The following is a 13131-nucleotide window of genomic DNA, read 5'->3' on the forward strand; positions in this document are numbered from 1 at the left end:
TAATAATTTGTTCCTTTATGTAAGACAAATTTTTGTCCTAAAAAGTTTAGTCTATCACTTATTATTATGCGATTCTATCATCGCATAGGCATTATGGTTGTGAATACTCTCGAAATTTTCCGCTTCTACCCTAAACCAGTCGATTTTGCCGTTTTTCTTAAATTCCTGGACCACATTTCTGACCAGATCTTCGACAAATACCGGATTTTCATATGCTCTTTCAGTGACGTATTTCTCATCCTCACGCTTTAATAGCGAATACAATTCACTGCTGGCTGATCTTTCTATGACTTCTATCAGATCCTCTATCCAGACAGTATCATTCGATCTCACCGAAACACGCACTTCACCGCGCTGATTATGCGCTCCGTATTGGGCAATTTCCTTAGAGCACGGACATAGCGTTGTTACAGGAACGTCGACCGATAAAATAAAATCTTCTTTGTCCTTTGTTTTCACCGCGTTGAATGTGACATTATAGCTCATCAGAGACGACTTGCCGGTAACAGGCGCTTTCTTTTCTTTGAAGTAGGGGAATTTTATCTCGAGGTGAGAAATATTGGAATTTAATCTCTCCTGCATTCTCTCGAGAGTAGGGAATATTGCGTTTACGTGGAATTCTTTTGTCGAGCATTCGAGTATTTCGACGAACCTGCTCATATGTGTGCCTTTGAATTCCATAGGCAGATCTACCGTCATTGAAATGGTCGCGATCGTATGCTGCATGTCTTTATCTCTATCCTTGACCGCAATAGGGTATTTCAAATTCGTTACCCCGACCCTATCAATAGGTATCTTACGCTGGTCTTCCTGGTTTTGCATGTCGGGTAGAATTTCCTGAACCGGTTGATTTGTGTCCATAAACGTAAATTAGTTTAAAATTGTCATGTTGTTTCGATAGTGCAAGTATAGGGATTGGTATTACAGTCAATTTTTAAGGAAAAATAGCCGTTCTCAGTATATAACACATTTTTCCATATAAAAAGTTTATCTGTTTCGGGGATATTCATTTTGTCCAGATCTGCCGGATCTACAAATACGAACCTGCCTTCACGGGAATCCAGCGGAAGTTCATTAACCGGGGTTTTTAGTTTAAATAAGAATATTAATATATGTCCGATATTCGGATAGTTATTCTCTGTGACCGTTCCTATTAGTTCCCAATCTTTGGTTTGTGTCTTGATACCGCACTCTTCCTCAAATTCACGTACCGCGCATTCAGCAGGGGATTCAGCTCTATCTGTAAGGAGTTTACCGCCGGGAGGCGAGATAAGATCCTTATTGGGATCTTTCGCTCTCTCCATCAAAAGGTATTCACCTTTTGGATTCGTCACATATAATAATGTGGCTAATTTCACAACAGAGTGATTTATTGTATGGGGGGATAGTAAATAATACTTACTTCGCTTCTCTGTGAAGCACGTGAGCTTTTGTGAACTTACAATATTTCTTAAGTTCTAATCTCTCTTTAGTATTATTTCTATTCTTTTTAGTAACGTAAACGGATTTTCCTTTATTAGGACCTTCCACACTTACTAATCTTATGTTTACTCTTGCGCCTTCTTTTGCCATGACAATAGCTTTAAAATTATTATAAAGGAACTACAAATATATAGACTTATGAGTTAATAAAAAACTCCAATTTAATTCTCAACACCTATTTTAAAGTTATAAGTTTATTTAATTTTTTGTATATTGATTCAATTGAATCATGCCTAATAAAACCTACAAAAACATTAATTTAAATGGGAGAAAAACTTCATAAGCAGGTCCTCGATAAGGGGTTCCTGGAAGTAATAGATCACCTCGGTTCCGACCTCACGGTAGTAAACTCAGCCCGCGTATCATTTGGTAAAAGAAAGGAAGAATTCGACGATAAGGATGCTAAACTGGTAAAATTCCTTGCCAGGAATAAGCACTGGTCGCCATTTCGCCATATGGTGGTGCAGTTTCATCTAAAAGCCCCGGAATTTGTAATGAGACAGTGGTATAAGCATGTTGTCGGCATAGAGACTACGTCCGGCTCGGCGGCAAAAGACCACGCATGGAATGAGATCAGCGGAAGATATGTCCCGGTAACGGATTTTTATAAACCGGAAGTCTGGCGCAGGCAGTCGGAAGATAATAAGCAGGCGTCCGAAGGAAGTATAGATGACCAGACTGGAGCGAACGAGGTATTCGATGATTGTATGGATTACATTATGAAGGCTTATGATAAACTTCTCGAGCTGGGTGTCGCAAAGGAGCAGGCGAGGATGCTTCTTCCTTTGAATCAATATACTGAAGTTTACTGGACGGCGTCATTCCAGGCGATCATGAATTTCATCGAACTTCGTGATGAAGACACTGCTCAATGGGAGATAAGACAGTATGCGATTGCCATGAAGGAGTTTATGATGGAATTGTATCCTAATACAACCCGTATATGGTTTGAAGTGAAGGAAAGCGCTTAATTACTTTCCGCCAGTAAATATGCTTTTCATTACCTGCCCGGCGACGTGCGGGTTTTCTTTGAATCTTCTTATGGAGTATTCGTACCATCTTTTTCCAAATGGTACATAGATCCTTACTTTATGTCCCGAGGCAAGTATCTGATCTCTTAATTGTTCCCTTACACCGAGGAGCATCTGGAATTCATATTTGTCCTTACCAAGCCCCAGCTCCGTTATTATCTTCTCGCATTTGTGAACAAGGTGGTCATCGTGAGTTGCAATCCCGACATAGGAGCCGTTTTCCAGCGCCAGCCTTATCAATTTTTCGTAATTATTTCTTATTTCATCTTTATCTTTGAAAGCTATCTCCTCCGGTTCGACATAAATTCCTTTGCATATCCTAAAGCTTGCCCCGATCTTTATTAATCGCTTCACATCATCCTCACTTCTTCGGAGGTATGCCTGTATCACTATGCCGACATTGTCATACTTAGCTTTAGCTTTCTCAAAGATCGTTATAGTTTTTTCTGTTACCGACGAGTCTTCCATGTCTATCCTGACGAAGACCCCTTTCTCATGAGCATACGCAAGCGTCTCTTCGAAGAGACTGTAGCAGAAATCATAATCTATGTCAAGACCAAGCATTGTGAGTTTAACGGACAGGTAAGCGGGGAGCTTATTCTCGACGATTGCGTCTATTACCTGGAGATTCTCATCTTTACAGTGTATGGCAGTCTGTTTTTCCGTAACACTCTCGCCTAAAACATCGACTGTGGATACATATCCCTGCTTTTGCAGGTCGAGCACGGTTTTAACGGCATCCTCGAGCTTATCGCCGGCAATATATTTATTGGCAAAAACCTTTACTAATTTTTTCGGGAATATCGGGATTATGGAAACTACTGCTTTGTTGAAAAGATTCATACTAGCGAGATCAGGCTGTTTATTCAAAAATATAATATTATCCTAAATTAGAAAAGGTTAATAAAAAAGGCATCAGCCGGAGAGACTGATGCCTTTAAAATACCTGTCATGCTAGTGGTGAGACAGGCATATTTATCCTATTATTTGAGGAGAATCATTTTCCTGGTTTCTCTGAATCCGGATGTTTCAAGAGAATAAAAATAAATTCCACTTGCAAGGCCTGATCCGTCAAAATCCACCCTGTACGAACCAGCATTTAGATTACTGTTAACAAGGGTGGCGATCTCCTTCCCCGTGATGTCATATACTGCTACTTTTACAAGATCCGTTTTCGGAATCTCGAATTCTATCTTTGTAGACGGATTGAAAGGGTTAGGATAGTTCTGCGATAAGGAATAATTCTTTGGTATAATAGTCGATATCGGCGTTACTCCTACATTGACAAATCCGGAGTGATATAATCCATCCGATATCAGTGCAAGGTTTTTCAATAATGTCACAGAGTTTTTATTGTCAGTGCCTCTGGCGATTAGTTGAGCCATAACTATTTCCATTGTATCATTTTGCGACATTGATAACATATTTGACCCGGTGCTCATTACAAGCCTTCTGTCTCCCGCGGGACTGGATACGATAGAACCGGTTGTATCTCCTCCGCAATTGCTTACTTTGCCTGTGTATTCAGTCCAGCCGGTATTTGTTTCCGGGTCTCCCGGATAACAAAATTTTGTTATTGTTGGGGGAGTAAATTCCGCATTGAGCCATGGTGTGCCGTCCTTTTTAAATCCCTTAAGATAATTATAGGCTTCAATAGGCTGCTGTGGATCCTGTTCGCACACTGCTTGTCCGGATCCTGTATTTGTAAAATAATTTAATGATGTTAGCTTTAGTTCTGTAAGACCTATTACAGGTGATTTAAGAAATTGGAACCCTGCGGCAGGAGGATTTGCCCCATAGCTCGTTCCACTCCCGGTTCCATCCATATTATCCGAATTATATGTATAAGCCAGATTCTTTGATGTATCACATCCTATATAGTCATCCGTAGGGTCACCTACGTCCGGATCTGAAATCAAACCAACATACACACTGTCCCATGGCATGGTATTCTTATTGATTACATTAAATTTCATGAAGTGCATGTCACTTACTGCATAGCCCTGGTATCCCCATATTGTGAAAGACATTTCTGCGAATAAGGGATCGGTTCCTCCTCCAAAGCCCTCCGAACCTGTATGCTGTGCAGGAAATGCGTCCGTTAGATACACAAATACTGTTTGTTTTGAATCTTTCACACCGGGAATATCAATACAAGGATCATATTGACTATTACTATTTACATCAGTGTAAGGTGCTCCGTAAGGCACCATTAGTCCCCAGTTTGCCCAATCAGGATTATTGGAGCAGTTATCACCTTCGGATACTCGATATAGCTTAAAAGTACTGTCTGTATATCCCTCGGGATTACTGCCATTATAGAGGACTTTACCGGGTAGATACTCTCCGGTGTATGAAGCGGCAGCCATCCTTAGTTGCCCGTCTACATATCCTGCAATCGTTAAGCCTGCTGTGAAGATAGCAAACTTACCGCTTCCTGCCGGCCACTGGAAGCCGGGAGTGTTATTTGTCCTTAGATCCTGGTCAAATACCCCGGTATTGAATATAAATGTATTTATGCTATTTGGTGTAAAAGGTACCTGTAAGGATATTCCATCCGTAGGGTAGACCTTAAAACCGGGTTTTACGTTTGAGTAAACTGAGCTAGTGATCAAAAGTAAAACTACAGAAAAAAGTATTAATACGCTGGAAGTGCATTTTGTTGGGTTTCTCATTTCCCACCTCCGTTCTAGTTTTTAAGTTTTAAAAAGGATTTATTTTAATAAAACCATTTTCTTTGTCTCATGATAGTTTTTGGTAGTTAAAGAATAAAAGTAAACGCCGCTTGGTAGATTATCGGCAATAAAGTCAAAGGCATATTCACCTCTGCTTAGAGTTCCATTCACTAATATTCTTATTTCCCTTCCAGTTATATCATAGATAACAAGCCTAACCAATCCGCCTTCCGGTATCTGGAATTTTATTTTTGTCGACGGATTAAAAGGATTAGGATAGTTCTGGAAAAGGGAATAGCCGTCCGGCAGATTGCCAGGATTATTAATAATACCAACATACTGTTGATGAAGATTAAAGTTTACTTCATAGACCGAATCAAGGCTTTGTATATTAACCAGTATCGAATCCGATGAAAACCCTAACCTGTCCACAAAAACCTGGTATGTTCCCAGAGCAGGTGGCTGTATTATGTATTTGCCGGAATCATTTGAAATGTTATATGAGTAATAATCGCTGCCCATTTTAAGATAAGCAATCGCATCACCGAGTATATTTAATGTTGAGTCTCCCGAAACTTTTCCTTTAATGAATGCTTTGACAGGGGAAAGAGACGGAGGTGCAGTCCTGATCACATTCACATCTACTCCGGTCATGTTGCTATCCGGTGTGAGACTTATTGCTTCCTGCCACCTGGTAGTGCTGGGATAATATGTAGGTACAAAGTCTTCTATCTCACTGCTGGGATAAGCCATAATATCGAGTTCCATGTAAGGAACTTTAGTCAGTGTGTAAGTACCGTTTGTATTTATAGACGCCGAATCGAGTGTTAACACCTGTCCCGTATTACCATCCACTCTTAAGGCTTTTACGTAACCGCCTGTAACAGGTGTATTATTGTCTGAATACCTGATCGTGCCGGAGACTGTAAAATCAAAATCGTTATCAAATAAATATTTATAAGACTGAGAAGAGGACAGCAGCTTTGTTACTGAGTTTAAATTACTTGTCCCGCGGGAAATGTGCTGTGCTATTATAACGGTTTGTGTGTCCCCGGGGTTAATCGTTAGCTGTGAGGAACCTGATGACATAATGATCCTTCTGTCTCCGCCGGGGCTAGATACTAATGTTCCTGTTGTATCACCTCCACAGTTATCAATTCTTCCCATTGATTCATTCCATCCCGGTCCTCCCGGCAATCCGGGGTAACAAAACTTGGTTTTAAAAGCAGGTGTTGTTTCAGGATTAAGCCATGGTGTGCCGTCTCTTTTTAATCCATTAAGATAATTGTATGCTTCCAGGGGTTGTTGAGGATCCTGTTCGCATACCGATTGCCCGGAACCCGGATTTGTGAAATATGAAAAGGAAGTCATACCGAGCTGAAAAGAATTCAACAAGGGTGTTCTCAGGTATTGAATACCAACTGCCGGAGGATTTGCACCGTAGGTGGCTCCGGAACCGGTGCCGTCCTGATTGTCTGAGTTATAGCAGTATGCTAAGTTTTTATTTGTGTCACAGCCTATGTAGTCATCGGTAGCATCACCAAGGTCAACGTCGGATACAATAGCAAAAAATGCGCTGTCCCATTTTATATTATTCTGATTAATGATCTCCCACTTAACGAATTGACCGTCCTCTAAACCGGAAAAATTATTATAACACCATGCCGTCATACGAAAATCGGCATTAATTGGCGCAGTTCCTCCCCCAAATCCTTCCGATGAAGTATGATTTGCAGGGAATCCGTCGGTCATTGCTACAAATATTGTTTGTCTTGCAAATCTAATACCGGGTTTGTCTATGCAGTCATCATACGCTCCATTATGATTTATATCATAATACGGAGCTCCATAAGGTACCATTAAGCCCCAGTTTGCGTAGTCAGGATTGCTCTGGCAGTTATCCCATTCGTTAATTCTATAAATTTTGAAATCAGGGCTTGTGGTAGGAACCCCGCCGTTAATAAAGCCCGGACCTAGCTCGCCCGTGTATGAGTTTGCAGCCATTCTGAGTTCGCCGTTTATATATGTGGTGACGGTCAACCCCGCTGTGAAGATCGCAAACTTTCCGCTCCCTTTCGGCCATTCAAATCCGGGAGTATTGTTTGTAGTTGGATCCTGGTCGATTACACCGGTATCCCAGATGTGAGCTCTAATATTGTTTCCATCAAGAAGAACCCACTGAGGCTGTCCCCTGAATAGTACATTCCCATTCCCATTTCTTACCCCCAATCCCGATAACACAACAACTAAAAGGATTGGAATTACTTTTGTGTTAATTAACTTCATTTATCCCTTTGGTTTTTATTGCTTCAAATTCGTTTATTGTATAAGAATCTTTCCGTACCCGTTCGAAATAATCAATCATGTTTTCTGCATATGCTTTATTATGAATTATAATATCTGCTTCATTATGCCTGGGTATTGTTTTGTCCTGCACATTAAGGAAGACCGTTTCCCTGTCGAATATGGTCATGTTAGGTAAGCGGGTTTCGGATATCCTCAGGTCTTCTCCGTATGATTCGAACTTCCTGCAGATGCTGATCAGATCACCAATGTCTACATTTGACCACTGTCCGTCCTTTTTCACTCTGAAATTATAGCTGGCTTCGTACAACGAATGTATCTTGCCTCCGTTTTTAAAGAACTTCTTTGCTATCGCGTCTATTTCGTCCGAGACATAACCTTCTAACCGTATCATAAAGTGTATTTCTTTTTTCGCCTTTTTAAAAAGTTCAATAAACTTTGTATGCCTGTGTTGATTAAATCCTCGTACGACTTCGATGTTTGTAATTTTGCTTTCGTCATCCTCTTCAGTTTTATATAAAGGTTTTAGCTCTTCAAAAGAATCTTTTATTCCTTCGAGATTCTTTTTGTAGTTCGAGTGGAGTTCCTTTTCCATTTTATCGGCAATGATCACAGGATCGATCAGCTGAAACATCATAATGGAATTGGTCTCGATCTCGTTGCAATAGCCGCGCTCGACAAAGCTTCTCAGTACTTCATACACCTTGGGCCTCGGAACATTGGATTTCTTTGCAATCTCCGATGCACTCATTAGCGACCCTTTTAGAAGTACCAGAAAAACTTTCGATTCGTATTCTTTTAAACCTAGAGTTCTTAATTTGGTGAGAATATCCATCAAAATTGTTGTAACTGGTAGTTAGTACAATATTACATATTCTAATTAATTTGTCAAGAGAATTTTTTGGTGTGCATTATGTTGTTGAAAATCAATTATATAATTTAGTAAAATAAAGAAGGCGGGCTCGGTACCCGCCTTGAGAGAGTGAGATGAAAGGAGTTAATAAATTAAAGGAGTAATATATATCCCGGGTGATTAACCCGGGATTGGTGCCGCTTCAAGTTTTAGAAACCAACATTCAAAGTGAAGTATTGGTTTGTTGAATTAAATCCGTCTTCGTTCACTATTCTATATGCATAATCGAATCCTAATGAAATTCTTCCGAACGGATATTTTAGTCCTGCTCCAAAAGAAGGACCGAAAAGTGCTTCATCGCCTTCCTTTTGAGGGTAGTAAACGCCTGCCCCGCGCAGAAAGAAATTATTATTATAGTTGTATTCCAATCCTAACTTATACTCATCACTAGTGAATGTCGAGTTTTGGAAAGTGCTGGAGACTGATATATTATTATTTTTGCCGAATTGGGTCGAGTATGATAGTCCGATCTCAAGGTTTGTCGGAAGTTCGAATTCCTGCAGAGTAACCCTTCGTACAACAGTTACCCCATTTTCGATAAAAGTCCTATCCAGTCCCGGTCCGTCAAATTTCATTCTCGGTCCGAGGTTCTTAAGAGCAATTCCAAATCTTAATCCACTGCTTCCGGCTATGTATTGAATACCAAAGTCGAATGCTACTCCGGTAGCGCTTACGTCAGCTATGCTTTCATTTATCAGCTTTACATTGGTACCAAGCATGATCTTATCGGTCATTGCTCTTGCAAAGCTTAAATTTCCTACAATATAAGTAGGGGAGTATGTTGCTCCGGTTCCTTCCGGACTTTGTTCTGTCGTAATTTCAATAGGGTCGCCAAAATTCAATGCCCTGACAGATGCCCCTATAAAACCAAGATTTCCAACCTTTACAACGCCTGCAAAATATTCCATATTAATATCTGCTATGTAATTCATGTGGGAGAACATTACTTCTCCGGTCTCTGAATTCAGCTGAGTCAGTCCGGCTGGATTCCAGTACATCGCTTCTATTCCTGAAACGCTCGCAAGGTTTGATCCTTGAAGGGAAGTACCTATAGAACCGACCGGAATAAGCAACTCGGGTGCAGCCAAGGTACCAAGTTTTGTCCTTGGTCCTGCATCAGCTTCTTTCCCGGCAGTCTGTATTATTATTACGACTGCTATTAGTAGTATGTATTTAATATATGCGATTTTCATTTTTCTATTCCTTTTAAGTTTTGGGAATGTCCACTAAACGGACATTCCCGGTTTACTTATTTAAAAGTCGATTCTCTCTTGAGCCGTCATCACAGCGAATTTCAATACACGGTTACCTATGCCGGGTGCCTCCACAAGCGCTATATACATTCCTGACGATATTGGTACGTTATCAAAATTCTTTAGGTCATATTGCATCGTTGAACTCTGATCGTCCTTATTAAGCGTTCTTATCAGATCGCCGTTAAGGGTATATATCTTTATTGTACATTGTTCCGGAAGCCTTCTAAACGTTACAAACCTGTTAATTAAATTTGTCTGTAATGAATTGAAAGCGTAGAACGGATTCGGAACTATATTTATCTTTTCGAGATCATTCCTTGTCGAGGCAAGCTCGTTGTTTCCTACGACAGGCTTGATTGTTGAAAATTCGTAATACAGCGGATACCCCGGATCGATATTCGGTTCCGTTATTGTATATGGGTAGATGGTGAATTTATCACCGGTTACGTATGCAGAACCACCTGCATTGATCAACTTCGGCGCCCAGACAAACATAATGTCGATCTGTTGCTGCTGCAGATAAAGATTTTTCGTTGTGTAGAATGGATCCGGAGTCGAGCTGTAATCGGATTTCATAATGTATGTTACAAGCTTGCCGCCCAGTGTATCGGCAGAAGGTTCCCATCCTGCCGGTGCAGGACTTACGTCATTAGATACGACGAATGCAACGTTTACCTGTCTTCTGCCGGTTCCGGAGCTGTCAGTTGGATCTACTTCATAGACTTTGAAAGGAACATCCACAAAATCCTGATAAATAAGGAAAATGTTCTGAGTTGCAGAGGTATCCAGGTACCTGTAAGCTTTTTGTCCGTTACCGGGTCCTGTAAATTCTATCTCTATATTCCTGGTTTGGTTAGCCTTTATTGTAGAGGGCTGACCGTTAAATGTAGTTTGTGTCGGCCAGGACAGGCTCATCATTCGTGACTGGAACGGTCTGTCCGGGCTATATATAAATTTACTTCCTTCGAGGTTTCTGTTTGCCGAAGGTGAGTAATCCCATCCATTCCTTCGGGTCTGGATACTGTCCGGTGAAAGCATTGTACCTGTCTCATCGACTAGGTCTCTGATGACGCCGGTATTGTAGCTCTTTATCTTTTTAGCTTCGATCAATACACCGTCAAATATCCTTGCTGAATCCTGCGCTGAACCTGATGTGTATTTAAGATTGGTTTTCAGCGTATCGTATGATGTACCATTATTGACGCTTCTAAGGACATTATAGGTCGTATCAGGCGCTCTGTACAGAACCTTATACTGTGCTGTGATCAATTGCTGTTGATTTACGACAACAGGTATTACACCAAGGTCGCGTCTGTTCGTATTTATTGTGTCGGAGTTTTGAAGTGTATATTCCGTTCCCGCAACAGGGGCTTCCGGTGTTATCGTGATTATTGCGCTTAGGATCGAGTTTGTTATTATCGTCCTCTGGCTCGAATTTGTCGGATGAGTTCTGTTTGCATATGCTATAACTGCAAATTTATATGTGTTTCCATATATCAGATCAGATCTTCCTCCATTCTCATCAGGGAAGTTGGTCTTTGAAATAGTTATTGACCGGTTGATACCGCCATTTGGGAATCCATCCGGCGCCGCAAAACCATACGGAGGGACTACAGGTATAATACTCTTTATTGTAGTGTCGCCGGCAGTTACTTCAATAGTATCCAGAATAGTACCAATATTATCGGTCTTATCATAGATAGCAAGTAGTGAAACATTGTCCGTAAACAATGTACTTGGATCCGTAAAATCCGGATAGCTTGTTGCCGATCTATTCACTTCATAGATCTCATATCCCTGGAAAACGAGATAACTGCTGTCAGCTGCCGGTTGTAACAAGGTGTCAAGTATTCTATACATCTCGGAAGTATCTCCCCATGAAAGCGTAATATTGCATGTACCGATGTCACTTGCCTGTTGAATACTGTAATCTACAACCGGTAATGGTGGAGGAGGATTAACTTTGAAGTTAGCATTAAAAAGATTCTGAGCCACCTGATCCAGTTCTCTCAATTTAGTTACTGCGTTCAGGTTGTTGGAGCCTTTTTGAACGAACTGGGCTAATACAATTCTCTGTGTATCGTTTGGGTTTATTGTAAAGTTTGCATCGCCGGAGTTAAAGATAAATCTTCTATCTCCGGGAGGACTTACCGATACCGTACCGGTTGTACCGCCGCAGTTGTTTACATATGCTTGCGATGGTGTATTGTTTACGCCTGTTATTTCTGTCCAGCCTGCTCCTGTTTCGGGATCTCCCGCATAGCAGTATTTTGTTGCCTGTAAATTAGACGGGTACAGGTAAGGACTTCCGTCCTTTTTAATACCGGTCATATAGTTATATGCTTCGATCGGTTGTTGAGGATCCTGCTCACATGTAGCTCCTCCTGAGCCGGTATTTGTAAAGTACATAAATGATGTTAGCCCTAGAAGTCTCCAGCCTGTTTTAACCCTTTTGTTGGGTGATCCCGGAGGATCGTAAAACACAACTGAGTCTGATGGATTCCCTGTGAATATTTCAGGACTTTTAAAGAAATCCATGCCTGAAGCAGGAGGATTTTGTCCATAGGTAGGCGGTGCTCCGGTACCATCAACATTATCCGAATTGTAGCAATATGCAAAGTCGTTTACTTTCCTTTGAACAATTGCAGTATCGCATCCAATGTAGTCATCCTGGGCATCACCAAGGTCAGGATCTACTACAACACTAAAATGTGTTTGATTCCATGCCTTACTGCCTTTATTAATAACTACCCAATTGACGAACTGCAGGTTTTCAAGCCCCTGAGTATTATATGCCCAGAGAGTCAATTGTACCTGTGCGTTTATAGGAGTAGTACCGCCGGAAAATCCTTCACTTTGAGAATGATTTTCTGGAAATGCATCTGTCAAACAGACAAACATAGTTTGGGTTGCATCTTTGATCCCCGGTCTGTCTGTTCCCGGGTCGTAGGTACCATTCTGATTTACATCTACATACGGTGCTCCGAAAGGAACCATTAGTCCCCAGTTGTCATAATCCGGGTTTACACCTGGTACATCAGTATCATAGACCCTGTATATTTTGAAAATGTCAGATGAAACCGGGGTACCGTTATCAATATATCCCGGCTGGTACTCACCGTTATATGAGGCTGTTGCAAGTCTAAGTGAACCTTCAATGTAAGTTCCTATAGATAGCCCTGCTGTAAATATCGCAAATCGATTAGAACCTTTGGGATACATAAATCCCGGTGTATTATTTGTCCTTATATCCTGATCAAAAGTACCCGAGTTTTGAATCCACGTATCTACATTATTGGGATCGAAACGCGTTTGTGACTTAATGAACGAGTTCGGATTATCACCTTGTGTCAGTTTATAAGGATCATCCGCGCCGATGATCCTTACGCGGGGTTTTGATTCGATCACCCCCGCGCTCAGGAGCATTAGCAATATTATTATTATAATTCTGTGTCTCATTTTTCGTGATG

The 13131-nt window shown here is 41.0% G+C and carries 10 protein-coding genes; 1 reads left to right on the forward strand and 9 read right to left on the reverse strand.

Annotated elements, in window-relative coordinates; translation table 11 throughout:
* Positions 1 to 54: 54 nt before the first annotated feature.
* The 3 genes from H6614_01315 to rpmG are packed head-to-tail and all read right to left on the reverse strand — an operon-like array spanning position 55 to position 1572.
* Positions 55 to 861 (reverse strand): GTP cyclohydrolase I FolE2, encoded by an 807-nt coding sequence (locus H6614_01315; GenBank protein MCB9242295.1) that lies wholly within the window; start codon positions 859 to 861, stop codon positions 55 to 57.
* A gap of 23 nt (positions 862 to 884) precedes the next feature.
* The gene (locus H6614_01320; protein ID MCB9242296.1) at positions 885 to 1358 is read right to left on the reverse strand and encodes an NUDIX domain-containing protein; all 474 of its coding nucleotides are present in this window, start codon (positions 1356 to 1358) and stop codon (positions 885 to 887) included.
* Positions 1359 to 1398: 40 nt separating this feature from the next.
* Complete coding sequence (gene rpmG / locus H6614_01325; GenBank protein ID MCB9242297.1) at positions 1399 to 1572, reverse strand: 50S ribosomal protein L33; 174 nt, start codon at positions 1570 to 1572, stop codon at positions 1399 to 1401.
* 173 nt (positions 1573 to 1745) lie between these two features.
* Here rpmG and thyX point away from each other — a divergent pair, with 173 nt between their 5' ends.
* Positions 1746 to 2453, forward strand: coding sequence for an FAD-dependent thymidylate synthase (gene thyX, locus H6614_01330; GenBank protein MCB9242298.1), 708 nt, complete (start codon positions 1746 to 1748; stop codon positions 2451 to 2453).
* Here the strand turns inward: thyX and H6614_01335 are convergent, their stop codons facing one another.
* From H6614_01335 to H6614_01360, 6 genes are all read right to left on the reverse strand, one after another.
* Entirely contained in the window at positions 2454 to 3356 is a 903-nt protein-coding gene (locus tag H6614_01335; protein MCB9242299.1) for a proline dehydrogenase family protein, read from the reverse strand.
* 140 nt (positions 3357 to 3496) lie between these two features.
* The gene (locus tag H6614_01340; GenBank protein ID MCB9242300.1) at positions 3497 to 5188 is read right to left on the reverse strand and encodes a T9SS type A sorting domain-containing protein; all 1692 of its coding nucleotides are present in this window, start codon (positions 5186 to 5188) and stop codon (positions 3497 to 3499) included.
* Positions 5189 to 5227: 39 nt separating this feature from the next.
* Positions 5228 to 7474 (reverse strand): T9SS type A sorting domain-containing protein, encoded by a 2247-nt coding sequence (locus tag H6614_01345; GenBank protein MCB9242301.1) that lies wholly within the window; start codon positions 7472 to 7474, stop codon positions 5228 to 5230.
* Entirely contained in the window at positions 7461 to 8327 is an 867-nt protein-coding gene (locus tag H6614_01350; GenBank protein MCB9242302.1) for a TrmB family transcriptional regulator, read from the reverse strand. The genes H6614_01345 and H6614_01350 overlap by 14 nt, the downstream gene beginning before the upstream one ends.
* Positions 8328 to 8554: 227 nt before the next feature.
* Positions 8555 to 9598 carry a PorV/PorQ family protein gene (locus tag H6614_01355; GenBank protein ID MCB9242303.1) on the reverse strand — a complete coding sequence of 348 codons (1044 nt, stop codon included), beginning with the start codon at positions 9596 to 9598 and terminating at the stop codon, positions 8555 to 8557.
* Between the two features lie 60 nt (positions 9599 to 9658).
* A complete protein-coding gene (locus H6614_01360) occupies positions 9659 to 13120 on the reverse strand; it encodes a hypothetical protein (protein ID MCB9242304.1) in 3462 nt (1153 codons plus the stop codon).
* Positions 13121 to 13131: the final 11 nt, after the last annotated feature.

It is taken from the genome of Ignavibacteriales bacterium (assembly GCA_020635255.1).
Classification (GTDB): Bacteria; Bacteroidota; Ignavibacteria; order Tepidaquicellales; family Tepidaquicellaceae; genus JAEYVS01.